This window comes from Rhizobium leguminosarum (assembly GCF_010668065.1).
GTDB classification, from domain to species: domain Bacteria; phylum Pseudomonadota; class Alphaproteobacteria; order Rhizobiales; family Rhizobiaceae; genus Rhizobium; species Rhizobium leguminosarum_S.
Window position 1 is genome coordinate 461,047 of sequence record NZ_WUEN01000003.1, and the last position, 17,731, is coordinate 478,777.

The following is a 17,731-nucleotide window of genomic DNA, read 5'->3' on the forward strand; positions in this document are numbered from 1 at the left end:
TTATACTGGAACAAAAGGAACCATCCATAAGGGGAACGCCATGACCATTTCCTTTCGCACCGGCGTGATGTCGCTGGCCGTCGCCGCTCTGTTGTCCACGCCTGCGCTGGCCGAAGGCAGCAAGCTCGATGAAGTGCTGGCCCGCGGCCATCTCGTCCTCGGCACGGGCAGCACCAATGCGCCCTGGCACTTCAAGAGCGCCGACGACAAGCTTCAGGGATTCGACGTCGACATGGGCCATATCATCGCCAAGGCCCTCTTCGGCGATCCTGAGAAGATCGAGTATGTGAACCAGTCCTCCGATGCCCGCATCCCGAACATCACCACCGACAAAGTCGACATCACCTGCCAGTTCATGACTGTTACCGGCGAGCGCGCCCAGCAGGTTGCCTTCACCATTCCTTATTATCGCGAGGGTGTCGGCTTGATGCTCAAGGCGGATGGCAAATATGGCGACTACGCCGCCCTCAAGGCGGCAGGCTCCTCCGTCACCATCTCGGTTCTCCAGAACGTCTACGCCGAGGCGATGGTGCATGCGGCCTTGCCGGAGGCGACCGTCGACCAGTACGACTCCGTCGACCTGATCTATCAGGCACTGGAATCGGGACGCGCCGATGCTGTCGCCACGGACCAGTCGTCGCTCGCCTGGTACATGACCCAGAATCCGGGCCGCTATAAAGATGCTGGCTACGGCTGGAACCCGCAGACCTACGCCTGCGCCGTCAAGCGCGGCGATCAGGATTGGCTGAACTTCGTCAACACCGCTCTGCACGAAGCCATGACCGGCGTCGAATTCGACTTTTACGCCAAGTCCTTCAAGACCTGGTTCGGCAAAGATCTGACGCCGCCGCAGATCGGCTTCCCGGTCGAGTTCAAGTAACAGCCATGTGGAGCGGGATATGTTTCCCGCTCCACATTTAAAGAGTGAGAGCATGACGTTGTCCGAAAACCGCTCACATTTTTCGGCATCATGCTCTGGTCTGAAAGGGCGGCCCGCATGGGTTACACGTTGAATTTCGCTGCCGTCTGGCGCAATTTCGATTTTCTTTTGAGCGGGCTCGCGCTCAGCCTCGGCCTTGCAGTGATCTCGATCCTGATCGGCGCCGCGATCGGTCTTGTGGTGGCCTTCGCGCTGACGTCCAAAAGCCGCTTTGCGGTCGTGCCGGCGCGGGTCTATGTCACGGTCATTCGCAACCTGCCGATTCTCGTCCTGGTGCTTTTCGTCTTTTTCGCGCTGCCGCAGATGGGCTTGCGCCTCGACAAGATAAAAAGCTTCGTCCTGGTTCTGTCGCTTTATTCCGGCGCCTATCTGGCCGAGGTGTTCCGTGCCGGGCTGCTGTCTATTCCGAGAGGACTGACGGAAGCGGGGCTTGCCATCGGCCTGACGGGGATGCAGATCCGCAGCTCCATCATCGCTCCGCTGATGCTGCGCAACGTGCTGCCATCGCTGTCCTCGACGATCATCTCGCTCTTCAAGGACACCTCGCTTGCCGCCGCCATCGCCGTGCCGGAACTGACGTTTGCCGCCCGCAAGATCAATGTCGAGAGCTTCCGCGTCATAGAGACCTGGATGGTCACATCAGCCCTCTATGTCGCGACCTGTTTCCTCATCGCTGCCGTGATGCGCTTCGTCGAGCGCCGTCTGGCCCTGCCGAGATAGACCTGATGTCCCACACCTTTCTCGAACAACTCTGGATCGCCCGATACGTCATCATGAACGGCATTGGCGTAACCGTGTCGATCTCCCTGCTGGCCATCCTCGCGGGTTCCATACTCGGCGTTTTCGTCGGCTTGGCGCTCGTCTATGGCGGCGTTGTTTTGCGTCTGGCCGTGCGCGCCTATACGGATATCATCCGTGGCACGCCGGTACTCGTGCTGGTGCTGGCGAGCTACTATGTCTCTGCCGCCGTCGGCCTCGATCTCGGGCCGTTCTCGGCCGGCGTGCTCGCCCTTGCCATCTTCTGCTCCTCCCATGTCGGCGAAATCGTGCGCGGGGCGCTTCAGGCAATCCCGAAGGGGCAGACGGAAGCTGCCAAGGCGATCGGCCTCACCTTTACACAGACCTTCACCTCGGTGCTGTGGCCGCAGGCCATGCGCCAGTGCCTGCCGGCCTGGGTGAATACGGCGGCCGAGATGGTGAAGGCCTCGACGCTGCTCTCCGTCATCGGCGTCGCGGAGCTTCTCCTGCGCACGCAAGAGATCATCTCCCGCAATTTCATGAGCCTCCAGTTCTATTTCCTGGCTGGCGGTCTCTATTTCATCATCAACTACGGCATCGAGCACTTCGGCAAATATGTCGAGCGCAAGACTGCCCTGCCGTCCTGAGGAGTTCCCCCGATGGCCAAGACCATTCTCGACATCCAGGGTCTGCGCAAGACTTACGGCATCCACGAAGTCCTCAAGGGCGTCGATTGCGCCGTTGAGGAGGGCGAAGTCATTTCCATCATCGGCTCGTCCGGTTCCGGAAAGACCACCTTGCTGCGCTGCATCAACATGCTCGAAGAGTTCCAGGGCGGCACGATCAGCCTCGATGGCGAGGAGATCGGCTACCGCGCCGAAGGCACAACGCGGCGCCGCAAGAGCGAGAAGGAGATCGCGCGCCAGCGCGCGCTGACCGGCATGGCGTTTCAGCAGTTCAATCTCTTCCCGCATATGAGTGCCGCTGAAAACGTCATGCTCGGCCTCGTCAAGGTCAAGAAAATGGCGAAGCCGGATGCCCGCGCCATCGCCGAAAAATGGCTCGATCGTGTCGGCCTTTCCGCCCGCTCGAACCATTATCCCGGGCAGCTTTCCGGTGGTCAGCAGCAGCGCGTCGCGATCGCCCGCGCCATTGCCATGTCGCCGAGGCTGATGCTGTTCGATGAAGTGACCTCCGCGCTTGACCCGGAACTGGTGGGCGAAGTGCTCCAGGTCATCAAGGGGCTTGCCGCCGACGGCATGACCATGCTGCTCGTCACGCACGAGATGCGCTTTGCCTACGACGTTTCGTCACGCGTCATCTTCATGAACCAGGGCGTCATCTGCGAGGAGGGCGATCCGAAGGACATGTTCGTGCATCCGAAGACCGAACGGCTGGCGGAATTCCTCAAAACCTCGAGTTTCAATTAGGCGAAAAGAAAGATCCCGTGACGGTCGGCTGTGCGGATCGTCACGGGCGCTCTATCCAAGGGTCGACAAGCTCGATCCCCAAACCCTCGAAATCCTTTATATTGCGAGTGGCGAGAGTGAGATCGTGAGCAATCGCGGTGGCGGCAATTAAGCCGTCCATTGACGATAAGCCGCGTCCGCTTCGCTTTGCGAGCCCCAACAGGTCGCCCCAGGCTATCGCAACCGGCTGGTCCACAGGGATGACGCGCTGCTCGAAGCGCTGCGGCAAGTCCTGGGCAAGCCATTCAGCCAGCGCGTCGCGCTTCCGCCCGCTTTCCATCAATGCAACACCACGCCGGATCTCCGCGATCGATACGGTGCTGATGAATGAGCGATCCTCGTCGAGACTGTCCAGCCATTCTAGGACACGTGCATTGGGACGCGACCTTGTCACCTCGGAAAGCACATTGGTGTCCAGCAGAAGTCTCACAGCTGGAGATCATGCGGTTCGTCGCGCTGTCGTTGGAGGTCCAGATCGGCGCCACGCAGCGGCGATTGCATCAGAAACTCTGCGAGGGTGCCCTTGCGCGCGGTCTTGCGCTGCCATTCCTCGGCCGAAACGACAACGACGCTCGGTTTACCGTTGCGCATGATCGTTTGCGGCGTTGCTTGCGCGCGTTCGATAACCTCAGACAGCTTGGCCTTCGCACTGGCGACGGTCCAACTTTTATCCTCTGGTCGTGATGGCTGCATTCGCTATATCCTGACTATAGTGACTAACATGACTATATAAGCCGAACCGATCTAGCCGCAAGCAACTTTTCGGCAGGGAAGGACTTTGCCGGCTTTGGGCGGCCAACGCTGAGGAGTTTGCAAGGAATTGCGGGGACTCGCTCAATTTGCGCTCAGTCTGCATTCTCAGCGTGCAAATTCCAGGGGGAGGGATCCGAGACATCTTGGAAATCCTGAACACAGAATTTTGGCACGAGCTTTGCTTTCCTGTCTTGTATGCAAGATAGCCACACATCTGAGAGCACCCAGAAGACCATCGAGGAGACGATTGTCTCCGGGATTCTTTCAGCCAAAATTCGGCCTGGGACGCGTCTGAGTGAAAACCAGCTGGCAACGCTCTTCAGCGTGTCTCGAACCCGCGTCCGTGAAGCCATGATGCGTTTGGAAACACGCGGCATCGTGCATGTCAGTCCGAGACGAGGCTGGTTTGTTGTCGAGCCGTCCGCTGAAGAGGCGATCGCTGTCTATGAGGCACGGCGCGTCATCGAGGCCGGGTTGCTGCGCAGCATGCGTGTATTGACGGACGAGGGAAGCAAAGCTCTCGACGTGCATTTGAACGAGGAAAAGACCGCAATGGCTGCGGGCGACCGCCAGCGCCTGACGTATTTGATGGGTGATTTCCACATCCGCATCGCAGAATTGAGCGGGAACGCCATCATCGTCGATATCCTCCGCGATCTCACCGCGAGGACGATCCTCATTTCGATGCTCTATCAGTCTGAATTTCATGCAGCACAGTCCCATGACGGACACTGCCGCATCTTCGAGGCCATGCAAGCGGGCGATTTCGTCAGAGCTGCCGAGCTCTCTATCGAACATCTGGACGAAGTGGAAATGGGCCTCGACCTCACCACCCGGCCCGATCCGCTCTCGGAACTGCGCAGTTCCCTGTCACTTCCTCCCAAGACCGTGCCCTCGGTCTCCCAACTGTCAGACCCAAAAAACCACAACTTCAAAGGAGCAACTAAAACATGCTGACAAGACGAGTCTTCTTCGCAATCGCGACCCTGGCTGCAACCTTCGGCCTCGGCTCCGCGTCTTACGCCGATGCTCTCGCCGACATCACGGCGCGCGGTACGCTGCGTGTGGCGGTCCCGCAGGATTTTCCGCCCTTCGGCAGCGTCGGTACCGATATGGCGCCGATGGGCTACGATATCGATGTAGCCAATCTCATTGCCGAAAAACTGGGCGTCAAGACCGAACTCGTGCCGGTCACCAGCGCCAACCGCGTTCCCTATCTGCAGACAAACAAAGTCGATCTGGTCATATCAAGCCTCGGCAAGAATGCGGAGCGCGAAAAGGTGATCGATTTCACCACGGCCTACGCCCCCTTCTTCAACGGCGTATTTGCACCGGCCGATCTTTCGATCGCCAAGGTGGAGGATCTCGCCGGCAAGAGCATCGGCGTCACGCGCGGCGCTGTCGAAGATCTCGAGCTGACGAAGATCGCGCCGGCCGACGCGACGATCAAGCGCTACGAGGACAACAACGGCACCATCTCGGCCTTCCTGTCCGGCCAGGTCGACACCATCGCCACCGGCAACGTCGTGGCTGCTGCGATCCTCGCCAAAAATCCTCCCAAGCGCCCTGAGATGAAGTTCCTCATCAAGAACTCGCCCTGCTACATCGGTCTCAACAAGGAACAGGCAGCTCTTCTGGAGAAGGTGAACGGCATTATCGCCGCCGCAAAAACCGATGGCGCGCTGAACGCCATATCGCAGAAGTGGCTCGGCGCCGATCTCCCGTCGGATCTCTAAGGACCGGTCTCACGGATGTCGTCCCGCGCCCGCGCGCGGGACGACATGACGCTCCGTCGCCACAAGAGGGGACAATTCCTTGAGTTACCATTTCGAATTCGGCTGGCTGCTTGAATATTATCCTGAGATCATCAAGGGCATACTGATCACGCTGGAGCTTATCGCGATCGGCGGAGTGCTCGGCATATCGCTCGGCATCTTCTGTGCCTGGGTGCGTGCACTCGGCCCGGCCTGGCTGAAGCCTGTCGTTGCGACCTATGTCGAACTGATCCGCAACACGCCGTTCCTGATCCAGCTCTTTTTCATCTTCTTCGGCCTTCCGTCGCTCGGCTTCAAGCTTTCCGAACTGACGGCCGCCAACCTCGCGATGGTCGTCAACCTCGGCGCTTATAGCTGCGAAATTATCCGCGCTGGCATTCAGGCAACCCCGAAGGGCCAGTTCGAGGCAGGCGAGAGCCTTGCCATGACGCGCTTCGAAACCTTCCGGCATGTCGTTCTCGTGCCATCCCTGCAGCGCATCTGGCCGGCGCTGTCGTCGCAAGTGGTCATCGTCATGCTCGGCTCATCGGTCGTCTCGCAGATCGCCGCCGAGGATCTGACCTTTGCCGCGAACTTCATACAATCGCGAACCTTCCGCGCCTTCGAGGCCTACATTGTCTCGACAGCCATCTATCTTGTGCTGGCGATCCTGCTCCGGCAGCTGCTGGCGGTGGTCGGCGGGTTCATTTTCCCGAGGAGAGCAGCACGATGATCGAGTTCACACTCTGGGACATCCTGCGCAACCTGCTGCTCGCCACCCGCTGGACGATCCTGCTTTCGCTTGTCTCGTTCATCGGCGGCGGCGTGGTCGGGCTGGGGCTGCTGTTCCTGCGCATCAGCAAGCGCAAGGCATTCAGGACAGTCGCGAAATATTATATCGAGCTCTTCCAGGGCACGCCGTTGCTGATGCAGCTCTTCATCGCCTTTTTCGGTCTCGGCCTCTTCGGGATAGACGTGCCGGCCTGGCTTGCTGCGGGTTTCGCGCTGATCTTGTGGAGCGCTGCCTTCCTCGCCGAAATCTGGCGAGGCTGCGTCGAAGCGGTCGTGAAGGGTCAGTGGGAAGCCTCCGCCAGCCTCGGCATGGGCCGGTTGCAGCAGATGCGTTATGTCATCCTCCCGCAGGCACTGAGGGTCGCCATACCGCCGACGGTCGGTTTCTCCGTTCAAATCGTCAAGGGAACGGCGCTGACCTCGATCATCGGTTTCGTCGAATTGTCGAAAGCCGGCACGGTCGTCACCAATGCCACTTTCCAGCCCTTCACCGTCTACGGGCTCGTCGCCCTCATCTACTTCGCCCTTTGCTGGCCTTTGTCAAAAAGCAGCCAGATCCTGGAAAGGAAGCTCAATGTCGCTCATCGAAATCACTGAAGTCCGCAAGAGCTTTGGCACCACCGAGGTGCTGAAAGGCATCAATCTCGATGTGGAGGCCGGCGAAGTTATCGCCATTATCGGCAAGAGCGGTTCGGGAAAATCGACCCTGCTTCGCTGCATCAACGGCCTGGAGACCATCACTGACGGCTCCATCTCCGTGGCCGGCGCGCAGCTCCTCGATGACGAAGTCCATTTGAAGGCACTGCGCCTCAAGGTCGGCATGATATTTCAGCAGTTCAACCTCTTCCCGCACCTGACCGTCGGCGGCAACGTCATGCTGTCGCAGACCGTGGTCAAGAAGACCCCGAAGGCCGAAGCCGAGGCCACCGCCCGCAAGATGCTGGAGCGGGTGGGGCTGGGCCACAGGTTCGACGCCTATCCGGACGAGCTCTCGGGCGGCCAGCAGCAGCGCGTCGCCATCGCCCGCGCGCTCGCCATGCAGCCGACTGCACTTCTCTGCGACGAGATCACCTCCGCGCTCGATCCGGAACTGGTCGCCGAAGTTCTGGCCGTCGTGCGCGAACTCGCCGCAGAGGGAATGACACTGCTGATGGTAACGCACGAGATGAAGTTCGCCCGCGACGTCTGCAACCGCGTGATCTTCATGCATCAGGGCCGGGTCCATGAAGCAGGCCCGCCGGAGGAAGTCTTCGCCAAGCCGCAGACAGCGGAGTTGAAGCAATTTCTCGGTGTCAACTAGGAGGCAGTGAGAATAGCCGACTTGGCGGATCGAGCACTTTTATGGCGTGCTGCGTTTGCGCATCGATTATCCGCTCGGTAAGCGGGGTGCCTCTGGCCTATCTAACGCGGCTTGCTGTTCGATCTGCTGCCGCGTGGACTGCCAGGCGGTAGTTATCAAGGCCGGTTGGCAGGATGAGAACGCGAGGAGCCACTAGCGCAGTTCTTCATCCAGCTCCGCGTCGATAGCATCCAGAGCGGAAAGGGGCAGCATCTCTCCGCGCCTGAATTCCTCTTCCGCCCGCAGCAGCGAGCGGATGGCATAGCGGCGATCTTCTTCGCGTGCCATATCTTCGCGAATAAGGGTGCGTACATATTCGCTCGGCGTAGTGTACTGGCTCTTCCCGTTGGCGCGCATTTCATCGGGCAAGCTCACATGCAGGCTGCTGGTCATACAGCACCCTCCTTCAAATTTCTGAATCAATCGTTCTGGATCCGTACCTCAATGTCAATATTTGACATCGAGACGCTCGGTCTCTGCCTGCAAGAGGCTAGGCATACGGACCGGGATGCTCACTTCCCGCTGCTGGCGCCAACAAGCGCGCAGGCTCCAATCCGCAGGCGCGCGCGGGAATGGCAGGCAGGGCTGCCGCTCCCGGGATTGTCAGTCTTTTTTGCCAGTCGGCGCTGGCAGCAAGATGGGCTCTACCGAATGTTTCGGTGCCATCAGCTGTGCAAGAATGTCATCGGCCGAGTGGCTCGAACTGCCAATGCCGGCCTCGCGCAGCTGACGATCGAGGTCGCTGCCGTTTTCCAGCGCGGCCAGTTCAGCACCGGCTTCGATGCGGCCGGCAGTGATTTCCTGGCGTTTCTTGATACGTTCGAGACTTTCGACGGCGCTGCCGAGGCGGGTATTGATGCCCGACTGGCTATGGGCGATCGCCGATTGAGCGCGCAGCAGCGACTCATTGGCTTTGACATTCCCCACCTCGCGCTTCATCTGAGCAATGCGCGCTTCGGTCTCCTGGATCGTGCGCAGCATCTGCTGCTGGCGAGGCAGCAGCCGGTCGAGCTCTTCCTGGTCGCGCTGCACTTCGGCACGGATACTAGCAATGCGCTGAGCGAGACCTTGAGCCAGATCCGTGCGGCCTGCGGAGATCGCAGCGCGAGCGCTGTCGGTATCCTTGGTCTCCTTGGCGCGGTTTTCGTCAAGTCGGCGCATGACGCTCTTGTTGGACGCCATGATGCCGGCCAGATCGGATCGCGCACTGCGCAGCGACTGTTCAGCGTCGCGGATTTCTTGATCAAGGACGCGCATGGACTGGCTGTCGGCGGCCGCTTCCGCTGCCTCGTTGATGCCGCCGCGAATGGCGGTGAAAATCTTTCCCCAAGTGCTCACGCTGCAATCTCCCCGCTTTTCCATTCTTCAATCATATGTGCCGCATCGACGGCATTGGCAGCCAGAATCGCGACTTCCTCGACCACCGTCTCGGCCGGCGAGCGTGCTGACAGCGAGCCGAACAATTCATACCATTCCTCACCGTCGATCGTGGTGATGCCGAAGCTGGAGAGCGGCACGAACTTATGGGTCTTCAGCACCATACGTTCGAAGGCTTCTCGATTGGACACGTCCTTGCACGGCACCAGAACAGCGCTGACGAGGATGTCGCGCTCCCCGCTTACCGCGACGAAGACGTCGAGATCGCCTTTTTCCTTAAGAGTCACGCATATGACGTCGCCCTGTTCGGGTACGGCTACATCCACATCGCCCAGTGCGTCGGGATCGGCGGCGAACAGGCGCGTTAAAGTGGTGAGGTTCCAGGTCTCCAAAAAGTCCTCCATCGGTTGGAACATCAAAATATTTGGGTAATCGGTTTGCAACTTAAAGATCTGGTGCGCTAAATAAATTTCGCTAGGGTACGCGTTGGGAACGGGGGCGAATCGCTTGCCATTTATCGCTTCATTGATGCGGCGTGTATATCTCTCGCTCAGCGAATTGGCCTGGTCAGCCCTTTTTGTTATCCTCGTGATCCACCTGGTCGCCTCTTACCTGCTCTTCCTGCTGGCCGGCGAAGGCGATCTCGTCGGCAATCCGGTCGACTTTCTTTATTACTATATGGTGACGGCAACGACTGTCGGCTATGGCGATCTTTCTCCAAAATCGGGGCTCGGCCGATTAATTGCCGTCCTGTTCGTTCTTCCCGGCGGCATTGCCATCTTCACCGCTGTTCTTGGCAAGTTGTTGACAACTATCGGTACGATCTGGAGAAACCGCATGCGCGGATTGGGTGATTACAGCGAACGCGCCGGCCATATCATCGTTCTGGGCTGGCAAGAGGGGCAGACATACCAGACGCTGCGGCTGCTGCATGCCGAACGGCAGGCCAACGAACCGATGAGTGTTCTGGTTGCCAAGGACCTGCCGGAAAATCCCGCCAGCAATTACGCCGACTATATCAGAACCGAGCGGCTTGCCGATGCCGACGCTCTGGTGCGGGCCGGAGTGGCCCAGGCGCGCGCGATCATCGCGCGCGGCGCAAATGACGACGAGACGCTGGCTGCCGTGCTGATTGCCGAAGACCATGCGCCCAATGCTCATATCGTCGCCTATTTCGCCGACGACCGCACGGCACAGATGGTCAAGCAGCGCCGGCCGCGCGTGGAGGCCGTGGGCTCGCTCGCCGAGGAGCTGCTGTCGCGCTCCGCCCGTGATCCGGGCTCTTCGGAAATCGCCGCACGGCTGCTGTCGGCCGCTTCCACCGACACGGCGTTTTCGCTGCCGGTACCGCCTTTGCAAACGCCGCTACTCTATGGGGACGTGTTTTTAAGGCTCAAGCGTCAGCATAATGTGACGCTGGTGGGCATGCTGAGCCAGGGCATGACCGACCTCAATTGCCAGGACGAGACGCTGATGCGGGGCGGCGAGACCCTTTACTACATCAGCGGAATGCGGCTAGATCCCGCTGCCATCGCTTGGGCTCGAATGGGAGACGTATCATGATCGGCTGGTTCGGCAGAGACAAGAACGAAAGGCCCTTACCCAAAGAACTTGGCCCGTTGAGCGCCGCCATCGGGGGGGCGTTGGACATCGATTTCCTCTCCCTCGAAGCCGAGGCTTTGGCCGGCCAGCCGGCGATGCCGCTGCCACGCAGCGGCCCGTTCATCATCGCCGCCTACGGTGAGGTTTCGCTCGATGCCGCGACGGTTCTGTCGCGCTACTACGATGAAGACCATCGGATGATTCAGGTGATGTCGACGTCGGGCCAGCCGGGTGATGTCGACGACATCAGCTTTTATCAGCCCTGGGACAGCGTCGTGCCTGCCGGGCAGGGCGAATGGAACCGCTGGACCGGGCCGGACGGCCTGATCGGTCAGCCAAGCTACGATGCCGATGGCATCCTCTATAGCCGCTTCTGGGGCGAAGGCCCCGAGCGCACCCCATTGGCGGAGTTTGTCGAGAAGGTCGACGACGGTGAGGCGCAGCGCTCCATTCACCAGACCTGCATGCTGTATTATCGCCCGCTTGGCTCGACGCGCGAAATGCTTTTGATCAATGTCGAGCGCGACCTCGATCTCGGACAGAGCCAGGCAGGCAGCTCGGTGGAATTTCTGATCGGCTATGGACTCGCTCCGGCCGATGTTCGCCGCGTCTGAGGGGATCCTATCAATTTCAACGGAGGACTTTTTCAATGCTCGATTACGTGGCGGGTCTGCCTGCCTTCCTCGGCTATTTCGCCGTTGGTCTTGCCGCTTACGGCGTTTTCGCGGTGATCTACACATTCTTGACGCCGCAGAAGGAAGTCCAACTCATTCGCGCAGGCAATCTTGCCGCCGTCACGGCATTCTTGGGCGCGCTTGTTGGTTTCAGCCTGCCTCTGGCTTCGGCCGCAGCCAATTCGGTCAGCATCGTCGACTACATCATATGGGCGGTGGTCGGCATTCTGGCGCAGATCCTCGCTTACTATATTGCGAATTTCACCATGACGGATCTGCATGAAAAGATCACTGCCGGCAATATCGCCGCGGGCATATGGGGCGGCGGCATCGCGCTGGTCATCGGTATTCTCAACGCCGCCTGCATGACCTATTGAGGGGAGGGAATGATGCGCAGACGTAAGAGCGGGCACAAACGACCTTTCCTGGCCCTCGGCACTATCGCTGCCTCGACCCTGGCGCTGTCCGGTTGCGGCGATCAGACTCCTTCGGAGACAATGTTCACCTCCGTCGACCAATGCGTGACTTCCGGCATGGACCGGCAGGTCTGCCAGGCCGGCTATCAGGATGCCATGCGGGCCCATCTCGCCGCCGCGCCGCGTTTCAACGGCATGGCCGCCTGCGAGGCCGAATACGGCTCGGGCCAGTGCACGCAACAGTCGGCCAGTGCCGTCCCCAACAATACCGGCGGAGGCGGCAGCTTTTTCGTGCCGTTCCTGACAGGCTACGTGCTGTCTTCCGCACTGAACAACATCGGCGACTATTACAATTATCGCCGGCGCCAGGAGGAGAGTGGCTCCTACGGCTCGACACCGATTTATCGCAATCGCTCGGGGCAAACGGTGACAACGACTGTTCGCTCGGGCGGCAACGACACCGCGATCGCGCCCTCGCGTCAGACTGTTAAGCCGGTCAACGTCAACACCCGCACCGTTGCCCGTCAAGGCTTCGGGGGCCGTTCGTCCTTCAGTTTCGGCGGCTGACATGAAGCGCATCACCCTTCCGGCGCGTCCTGATTGGCTTGACAAGGCGCGCGCCGTCGGCTTCGGGTTTCACGTCATGTATGGCGAACCCTACTGGCTCGACGATGCCGCCTATACATTCACGCTCGATGAGATCGAGACACGGATTGAAGAGCCGAGCCAGGAACTGCACGACATGTGCATGGATCTGGTCGGTGATATCGTCAGAAGCGAAGAGTCGCTCGACAGGCTGGCCATTCCGGAGGATCTGCGCGATGTGGTGCAGCGCTCCTGGCAGCGCCGCGACCGGCACCTCTACGGCCGGTTCGATCTTGCTTACGACGGCACTGGCCCGGTAAAGTTGCTCGAATATAACGCCGATACTCCCACTTCGGTGTTCGAGACAGCCTATTTCCAGTTCAACTGGCTGACCGACCAGGTGGCTTTGGGTATCCTGCCCAAGGATGCGGACCAGTATAATTCCTTGCAGGAAAGCCTCGTTGAGGCGTTCGAGCAATTTTCCAAAGAACCGATCTTCCACTTCGCGGCGATGACCGACAATGAGGAGGATCGCGGCACGACGGTCTATCTGATGGACTGTGCAGTGCAAGCCGGCCATCGCGTTGAGCTTTTGGACATCCGCGAGATCGGCATCGATGCGCAGGGCCGTTACACCGACCTCCAGGATCGGGTGATCGACCGCTGCTTCAAGCTGTATCCGTGGGAATTCATGCTGCGCGAGCCGTTCGCTCGCAACCTCGTGCGCTCGGGCGATGTTTTCGTCGAGCCCGCCTGGAAGGCCGTGCTCTCCAACAAAGGGCTTCTGCCTCTGCTCTGGCAGCAGCACCCCAATCATCCCAACCTGCTGGCTAGCTATTTCGCAGACGACCCGGCGGCCTCGACCTTGAGCGACTATGTGCGCAAACCCCTGCTGTCGCGAGAAGGCGAGAACGTCACGATATTCCGAGATGGCCGGGAATTGATTTCCGCCCCCGGCGATTATGGTGACGAAGGTTTTATCGTCCAGGCCTATGCCCCGCTTTTCGAAAGCGATGGCGGCTTCGCCGTGCTCGGCAGCTGGATCGTCGGTGATCGCGCCTGCGGTCTTGCGGTCCGCGAGGACCGCTCGCGCATAACCGCCAACTTGTCGCGTTTCGTACCGCACGTCATCGTCGGATAAGAGGAGGTATATCGCTTCAGGCGCAGCGATCTTCGTCTATGCGTCGAGCGATGCCGGCCATCGGCGAACGAGCGATCTTGCGGCGTTCACCCAGGTCGATATGGGGAAGGTGTGTCTCATTGCGATTGCCTTGCAAGCGATACCCATTGGCATCTTTCACAGGTCGCACTTCATCCTTGAACCCACCCGGCTACATGTGAAAGTGGCGTAATCAACGTTATGGAACTATGTATGGGTATATCGGCTTGCATATTGTTTGGGCGCTTGCCGCAGCAAAGACCGGCTCAAATTCCGCGTTGGCTGGCGCCGGTGCCGCTATGACTGACGGAATTCGAGCCGCGTTCCTTTGCGGCGCGATCATCTCCATTGCATCGGCTATCACGGCCTTCTTCGTTAGAACGCCGGCTGGCGAGCATGCTACTCCTCGGGCCGAGCCAGCACGAAATCGTGCTCTATCTGCCAGAACTTGCCAGAGAAACCGAGCTCGTTAGCGCGTACCGAATCCTCAACGTGCTGGAACTTGGCAAGCAAGCTTTGCTTCACACCAAAGACGGCGTCAGAGTGGATGTACGGGTCGTCCGGATCAAAGATGTGCGTCGTGAGCGTCTCGAAGCCGTCGGCCTTGATAATGTAGTGCAGGTGAGCGGGCCTGTAGGGATGACGACCGAGCGCGCCGAGCAGCTTGCCAACCGGTCCATCGTCCGGGATCGGGTAATATTTGGGCTTGACTGCTCGAAACCAATAGCGGCCATCCACGCCGGTGCGGAAGATGCCGCGAAGGTTGAAGTCTGGTTGGATCCCCTTCTGCTGCACGTCGTAGAAGCCTTCGTCGTTGGCCTGCCAGACGTCGATGACAGCGGCGGCAATCGGCCTGCCATCAGTGCCGAGGATGCGGCCGCCGATCACCATGTCCTCGCCCTTCTGATCGAGGCAGATATTGGTGCCCATCGGCAGTTCCGGCGCGTCGGCAACGTGAAACGGACCAAGAACAGTACTTTCGGAGGCGCCTGAGGGCTTGCGGTTATTGATGGCGTCGACCAGCATCGACACGCCGAGCACGTCCGACAGCAGGATAAATTCCTGTCGCCATTCGTTGCATGTGTGCCCTGTGCGGGTGAGAAAAAGGATTGCCTCCATCCATTCGTCCTGCGTCGGCTCAAGCTCCTTTACCGCCTCGTGCAGCTTGCGTGTTACGACCTCCATCACGCGCTTCAGGCGCTGGTCTCCGGCGGTGGCGTTGCGGCTCGTGACCACCTCAACAGAGTTCTCTTCTGTGAAAAACCCCTTTTCATGTGCGTCAATCATCGCCTTATCTCCCCAAAACGGTGGTCAGCACGCGCCGCAGTTCGGCTGACGGATCGTCGACGATCGCTTCACTTCGCCAGGCGACATGATGGTCGGGACGCACGAGGAGGACACCGCTGTCGCGGATTTCGCGCATATTCGCCCAGTCGCCGGCAAAGTCCTGCCAGGGCTGACGTGGACCGATCAGGTGTGCGGCAATATCGATGCCCAGTTCCTTCCCAAGGGTTCGGGCGGCCTCGATCCAGCCCTGCCCGCCAATGCCGGTGAGCACGGTAAACTTGCCATGTCCGGCAAGGTCGAGCGTCGATAGCTTTTCACCTGTCGCAGAATACACCCAGGCATGCGGCAGCCTTGCACCTGGCCAGCTCGTCTGCTGGCAGTGCAGTTCAGGATCTCTGGCGAAGGCCGGTTCCGCCTGCCCATCCGTTACAATCGCGCCGGATCGATAGCGCTGGTTCATCTCGACGCCATGGCAATCGAACTCGTAGACTTTGTCGGCAATCGCCTTGCGAATGGCGGCGCGCTGTTCTTCAGCAGCAACCGTGTTGTTGCAGCGGGCATCCATGTTCTGCTGCATCTTCACCGGGTCGATCGAATCAAGCAGTCCCAGCGCCTTGAAGATCGGCCCGAATTCTTCGATCGACTTATTGGCGCGGGTGACGATCTGCTTGGCGACAGGCGCTCGCTCATCCTGATAGCTATCGAGAAGTTTCGGGTCAGCGGTGCCCTTGAGGACGAAAGCCAGCTTCCATGCGAGGTTGAATGCATCCTGGATCGAGGTATTCGAGCCGAGCCCGTTTGACGGCGGATGGCGGTGGGTGGCGTCGCCCATGCAGAAGATGCGGCCATTCGACATTGACGTGGCGTACATATTGTTGACGGTCCAGGTCGAGACCGACTTGATGGTCATCTCGAGATCGGGATCGCCGACCAGGTCGCGCACGACCTTCTTCGCATGCGCTTCATCCACCGAAGGGGGTGGCTGGTTGATATCGTAACCCCAGACGATCAGCCATTCGTCCCAAGGCCTGACCATACGCACCAGTCCCATGCCGATGCCGCCGACGTCAGCACCCGGCTGCAGCACCCAATAAAGCACCGAGGGACGATGGGCGACCAGTCGCGACAGATCGGCCTTGAACAGAATGTTCATCGAACCGGCAACGCCCATCTTGCCTTCGAAAGTCAGGCCCACATGTTCCGCAACCTTGGAATTGCCGCCATCGGCGCCGACCAGATATTTCGAGCGGATGGTGAATTCCTTGCCGGTCAGCCGGTCGAGACAGGTTGTCGTGACCCCGTCTTCGTCCTGCGCATGGCTCAGATATTCCGTCGACATGCGCGATTGGCTGCCGCGCGAACAGGCCGTCTTGAACAGCAGCGGCTCCATGAAGGTCTGCGGCAGATCGTTCATATGAGCCGGCGACGACAGCTGGTGCTCGGCGCGCGATAGCGGATGTTTACCCCAGCTCTTCATCCGGCCAATCTCCTCGCCGGTGAGCGAGGTGCAGAACACGTTCTCTCCCATCAGGTCTTGCTCGGCCGCGAACATATAGGCCTCGTCCTCCACATCGCGACCGAGATCGCGCAGCACTTCCATGGTGCGCTGGTTGGTGATGTGGGCGCGCGGCGTGCTGGCGAGCCAGCGGTAGCGGTTGATCACCAGGTTCTCGACCCCGTAGGACGAGAGCAGGGCAGCGGTGGCGGATCCTGCTGGGCCGGTGCCGATGATGAGTACGTCGGTGGTAATGTCAGCCATGAGGCCCTCCCCTATGCGTGAGATTGAGCGGCCCGCCCTTCAGGACACGGCGAACCGGGAAAAGCTGGATGCCGGTGCGCTCGGAGAACAATCCCCAGAGGCCGCGCGGCGCGAGAAGCATGATGGCGATGCCGAGAAGACCGAGCATCAGCAGGTACCAGGAGCCGTAGTCGGCCAAGAGGTTCTGTAAGAGAAAGAAGATGATGACGCCGAGGATCGGTCCCTCGATCGTGCCGATGCCGCCGATCACGACGATGAAGATGACATAGGCCGTCCAGTCGGTGACCGAGAAGGCGGCGTCCGGCGAAATGCGCGCCTTCTGCACGTAGATCAGCGCCCCGGCGATGCCTGTCATGAAGGCGGTGGCGAGATAGACCAGCGTCTTCATCCGTCGCGCATCGACGCCGACGGCGCGGGCTGCCTGCTCGTTGTCACGAACGGCGGCAAGGCCGAGACCCTGCTTGCTGCGCAGAAGACCATAGATGAAGCCGATTGTGGCGACGGCGAGGATCAGCGCCAGCCAGTAAGTTAGCGCGTCGCCCGCCTCGGAAGCCTTCATGCCGAAGAGGTCGCGCATCGCGCCAACGCCCATCATGTCGCGGGTCGCCTCCCGCGGCAACGAGGTGCCGGTGCCGCCGCCGAGTGCCTTCCACTGGGCCAGCAGCAACCGCACGACTTCGGCCACAACCCAGGTGCCGATGGCGAAATAGGGGCCGTAGAGCCGGAAGGTGAAGAAGGCCGTGGGAACGGCTAGGGCGACGGAAAATACGCCGGCAATCAGTATGGCCACAACAGGATCGACGCCGAACAGGATGACGCAGCCGAACATCGTATAGGCGCCAAAGCCGACGAAGACCTGCTGGCCGACCGAGATCAGCCCGGCATAACCGGCAAGCAGGTTCCAGTTCTGCGCCAGCACCAGCATGGTGAGGATGAAGAACAGGTCCTGGATGACGCCGCGGGAGACGATGAAGGGTGCGGCAAAGGCAAGCAACAGAAGGGCAACGACCGCGACAGCGGACAATGTCGATGCCCTGGTGCGTGTCTCCACCGTGAAGGAGGGAATGGCCATGGTCATCGATACACC

At 60.0% G+C, this 17,731-nt stretch carries 22 protein-coding genes; 14 read left to right on the top strand and 8 right to left on the bottom strand.

What is annotated here, in order from left to right; all coding sequences use genetic code 11:
* Positions 1 to 40: 40 nt before the first annotated feature.
* The 4 genes from GR198_RS10550 to GR198_RS10565 all read left to right on the top strand — a co-directional run bounded on the left by GR198_RS10550 (position 41) and on the right by GR198_RS10565 (position 3,108).
* The gene (locus tag GR198_RS10550; RefSeq protein WP_029871147.1) at positions 41 to 880 is read left to right on the top strand and encodes a transporter substrate-binding domain-containing protein; all 840 of its coding nucleotides are present in this window, start codon (positions 41 to 43) and stop codon (positions 878 to 880) included.
* 117 nt (positions 881 to 997) lie between these two features.
* Positions 998 to 1,660, top strand: a complete 663-nt coding sequence (locus GR198_RS10555; RefSeq protein WP_025397316.1) for an amino acid ABC transporter permease — start codon at positions 998 to 1,000, stop codon at positions 1,658 to 1,660.
* 5 nt (positions 1,661 to 1,665) lie between these two features.
* Entirely contained in the window at positions 1,666 to 2,325 is a 660-nt protein-coding gene (locus GR198_RS10560; RefSeq protein WP_011648868.1) for an amino acid ABC transporter permease, read from the top strand.
* A gap of 12 nt (positions 2,326 to 2,337) precedes the next feature.
* Entirely contained in the window at positions 2,338 to 3,108 is a 771-nt protein-coding gene (locus tag GR198_RS10565) for an amino acid ABC transporter ATP-binding protein (protein ID WP_164024457.1), read from the top strand.
* A gap of 40 nt (positions 3,109 to 3,148) precedes the next feature.
* Here GR198_RS10565 and GR198_RS10570 read toward each other — a convergent pair whose 3' ends face one another.
* Both GR198_RS10570 and GR198_RS10575 read right to left on the bottom strand, forming a co-directional pair.
* Positions 3,149 to 3,577, bottom strand: coding sequence for a type II toxin-antitoxin system VapC family toxin (locus GR198_RS10570; RefSeq protein ID WP_164068801.1), 429 nt, complete (start codon positions 3,575 to 3,577; stop codon positions 3,149 to 3,151).
* A complete protein-coding gene (locus tag GR198_RS10575) occupies positions 3,574 to 3,840 on the bottom strand; it encodes a type II toxin-antitoxin system Phd/YefM family antitoxin (RefSeq protein ID WP_164068802.1) in 267 nt (88 codons plus the stop codon). The genes GR198_RS10570 and GR198_RS10575 overlap by 4 nt, the downstream gene beginning before the upstream one ends.
* Positions 3,841 to 4,095: 255 nt before the next feature.
* On the opposite strand from GR198_RS10575, the gene GR198_RS10580 reads away from it, so the two are divergent.
* The 5 genes from GR198_RS10580 to GR198_RS10600 all read left to right on the top strand — a co-directional run bounded on the left by GR198_RS10580 (position 4,096) and on the right by GR198_RS10600 (position 7,746).
* Positions 4,096 to 4,857, top strand: coding sequence for a GntR family transcriptional regulator (locus GR198_RS10580; RefSeq protein ID WP_029871143.1), 762 nt, complete (start codon positions 4,096 to 4,098; stop codon positions 4,855 to 4,857).
* Complete coding sequence (locus GR198_RS10585) at positions 4,851 to 5,636, top strand: transporter substrate-binding domain-containing protein (protein ID WP_164068805.1); 786 nt, start codon at positions 4,851 to 4,853, stop codon at positions 5,634 to 5,636. The genes GR198_RS10580 and GR198_RS10585 overlap by 7 nt, the downstream gene beginning before the upstream one ends.
* A gap of 79 nt (positions 5,637 to 5,715) precedes the next feature.
* Positions 5,716 to 6,387 carry an amino acid ABC transporter permease gene (locus GR198_RS10590; RefSeq protein ID WP_011648874.1) on the top strand — a complete coding sequence of 224 codons (672 nt, stop codon included), beginning with the start codon at positions 5,716 to 5,718 and terminating at the stop codon, positions 6,385 to 6,387.
* A complete protein-coding gene (locus GR198_RS10595) occupies positions 6,384 to 7,043 on the top strand; it encodes an amino acid ABC transporter permease (protein ID WP_011648875.1) in 660 nt (219 codons plus the stop codon). The genes GR198_RS10590 and GR198_RS10595 overlap by 4 nt, the downstream gene beginning before the upstream one ends.
* Positions 7,021 to 7,746, top strand: a complete 726-nt coding sequence (locus GR198_RS10600; protein WP_011648876.1) for an amino acid ABC transporter ATP-binding protein — start codon at positions 7,021 to 7,023, stop codon at positions 7,744 to 7,746. The genes GR198_RS10595 and GR198_RS10600 overlap by 23 nt, the downstream gene beginning before the upstream one ends.
* 192 nt (positions 7,747 to 7,938) lie before the next feature.
* On the opposite strand, the gene GR198_RS10605 is transcribed toward GR198_RS10600, so the two are convergent.
* From GR198_RS10605 to GR198_RS10615, 3 genes are all read right to left on the bottom strand, one after another.
* On the bottom strand, positions 7,939 to 8,178 hold the full coding sequence (locus GR198_RS10605) for a CopG family transcriptional regulator (RefSeq protein ID WP_164068806.1): 240 nt from the start codon (positions 8,176 to 8,178) through the stop codon (positions 7,939 to 7,941).
* 210 nt (positions 8,179 to 8,388) lie between these two features.
* Positions 8,389 to 9,123 (bottom strand): PspA/IM30 family protein, encoded by a 735-nt coding sequence (locus GR198_RS10610; protein ID WP_164024462.1) that lies wholly within the window; start codon positions 9,121 to 9,123, stop codon positions 8,389 to 8,391.
* Positions 9,120 to 9,566 (bottom strand): YjfI family protein, encoded by a 447-nt coding sequence (locus GR198_RS10615; protein WP_029871137.1) that lies wholly within the window; start codon positions 9,564 to 9,566, stop codon positions 9,120 to 9,122. The genes GR198_RS10610 and GR198_RS10615 overlap by 4 nt, the downstream gene beginning before the upstream one ends.
* 103 nt (positions 9,567 to 9,669) lie before the next feature.
* On the opposite strand from GR198_RS10615, the gene GR198_RS10620 reads away from it, so the two are divergent.
* The 5 genes from GR198_RS10620 to GR198_RS10640 are packed head-to-tail and all read left to right on the top strand — an operon-like array spanning position 9,670 to position 13,580.
* Positions 9,670 to 10,725, top strand: a complete 1,056-nt coding sequence (locus tag GR198_RS10620) for an ion channel (RefSeq protein WP_164068808.1) — start codon at positions 9,670 to 9,672, stop codon at positions 10,723 to 10,725.
* A complete protein-coding gene (locus tag GR198_RS10625; protein WP_029871135.1) occupies positions 10,722 to 11,378 on the top strand; it encodes a YjfK family protein in 657 nt (218 codons plus the stop codon). Before GR198_RS10620 ends, GR198_RS10625 begins: the two co-directional genes overlap by 4 nt.
* A 35-nt stretch (positions 11,379 to 11,413) precedes the next feature.
* Positions 11,414 to 11,815 (top strand): DUF350 domain-containing protein, encoded by a 402-nt coding sequence (locus GR198_RS10630; RefSeq protein ID WP_029871134.1) that lies wholly within the window; start codon positions 11,414 to 11,416, stop codon positions 11,813 to 11,815.
* A 12-nt stretch (positions 11,816 to 11,827) separates the two neighbouring features.
* Positions 11,828 to 12,421, top strand: a complete 594-nt coding sequence (locus GR198_RS10635; RefSeq protein ID WP_113545732.1) for a DUF1190 domain-containing protein — start codon at positions 11,828 to 11,830, stop codon at positions 12,419 to 12,421.
* A gap of 1 nt (position 12,422) precedes the next feature.
* Positions 12,423 to 13,580, top strand: coding sequence for a glutathionylspermidine synthase family protein (locus tag GR198_RS10640; RefSeq protein WP_164068810.1), 1,158 nt, complete (start codon positions 12,423 to 12,425; stop codon positions 13,578 to 13,580).
* Positions 13,581 to 13,997: 417 nt separating this feature from the next.
* Here GR198_RS10640 and GR198_RS10645 read toward each other — a convergent pair whose 3' ends face one another.
* The 3 genes from GR198_RS10645 to GR198_RS10655 are packed head-to-tail and all read right to left on the bottom strand — an operon-like array spanning position 13,998 to position 17,722.
* Positions 13,998 to 14,882 (bottom strand): intradiol ring-cleavage dioxygenase, encoded by an 885-nt coding sequence (locus GR198_RS10645; protein ID WP_222285650.1) that lies wholly within the window; start codon positions 14,880 to 14,882, stop codon positions 13,998 to 14,000.
* 7 nt (positions 14,883 to 14,889) lie between these two features.
* Complete coding sequence (locus GR198_RS10650; RefSeq protein WP_164068814.1) at positions 14,890 to 16,644, bottom strand: FAD-dependent oxidoreductase; 1,755 nt, start codon at positions 16,642 to 16,644, stop codon at positions 14,890 to 14,892.
* The gene (locus GR198_RS10655; protein ID WP_164024469.1) at positions 16,637 to 17,722 is read right to left on the bottom strand and encodes a branched-chain amino acid ABC transporter permease; all 1,086 of its coding nucleotides are present in this window, start codon (positions 17,720 to 17,722) and stop codon (positions 16,637 to 16,639) included. The genes GR198_RS10650 and GR198_RS10655 overlap by 8 nt, the downstream gene beginning before the upstream one ends.
* Between the last annotated feature and the right edge of the window lie 9 nt (positions 17,723 to 17,731).

Coding starts and splice junctions, on each gene's coding strand:
- GR198_RS10615 (WP_029871137.1), bottom strand. CDS start 9,566: ATGGAGGACTTTTTGGAGACCTGGAACCTCACCACTTTAACGCGCCTG.
- GR198_RS10555 (WP_025397316.1), top strand. CDS start 998: ATGGGTTACACGTTGAATTTCGCTGCCGTCTGGCGCAATTTCGATTTT.
- GR198_RS10635 (WP_113545732.1), top strand. CDS start 11,828: ATGCGCAGACGTAAGAGCGGGCACAAACGACCTTTCCTGGCCCTCGGC.
- GR198_RS10595 (WP_011648875.1), top strand. CDS start 6,384: ATGATCGAGTTCACACTCTGGGACATCCTGCGCAACCTGCTGCTCGCC.
- GR198_RS10640 (WP_164068810.1), top strand. CDS start 12,423: ATGAAGCGCATCACCCTTCCGGCGCGTCCTGATTGGCTTGACAAGGCG.
- GR198_RS10560 (WP_011648868.1), top strand. CDS start 1,666: ATGTCCCACACCTTTCTCGAACAACTCTGGATCGCCCGATACGTCATC.
- GR198_RS10585 (WP_164068805.1), top strand. CDS start 4,851: ATGCTGACAAGACGAGTCTTCTTCGCAATCGCGACCCTGGCTGCAACC.
- GR198_RS10625 (WP_029871135.1), top strand. CDS start 10,722: ATGATCGGCTGGTTCGGCAGAGACAAGAACGAAAGGCCCTTACCCAAA.
- GR198_RS10575 (WP_164068802.1), bottom strand. CDS start 3,840: ATGCAGCCATCACGACCAGAGGATAAAAGTTGGACCGTCGCCAGTGCG.
- GR198_RS10630 (WP_029871134.1), top strand. CDS start 11,414: ATGCTCGATTACGTGGCGGGTCTGCCTGCCTTCCTCGGCTATTTCGCC.
- GR198_RS10565 (WP_164024457.1), top strand. CDS start 2,338: ATGGCCAAGACCATTCTCGACATCCAGGGTCTGCGCAAGACTTACGGC.
- GR198_RS10600 (WP_011648876.1), top strand. CDS start 7,021: ATGTCGCTCATCGAAATCACTGAAGTCCGCAAGAGCTTTGGCACCACC.
- GR198_RS10655 (WP_164024469.1), bottom strand. CDS start 17,722: ATGACCATGGCCATTCCCTCCTTCACGGTGGAGACACGCACCAGGGCA.
- GR198_RS10580 (WP_029871143.1), top strand. CDS start 4,096: ATGCAAGATAGCCACACATCTGAGAGCACCCAGAAGACCATCGAGGAG.
- GR198_RS10650 (WP_164068814.1), bottom strand. CDS start 16,644: ATGGCTGACATTACCACCGACGTACTCATCATCGGCACCGGCCCAGCA.
- GR198_RS10550 (WP_029871147.1), top strand. CDS start 41: ATGACCATTTCCTTTCGCACCGGCGTGATGTCGCTGGCCGTCGCCGCT.
- GR198_RS10605 (WP_164068806.1), bottom strand. CDS start 8,178: ATGACCAGCAGCCTGCATGTGAGCTTGCCCGATGAAATGCGCGCCAAC.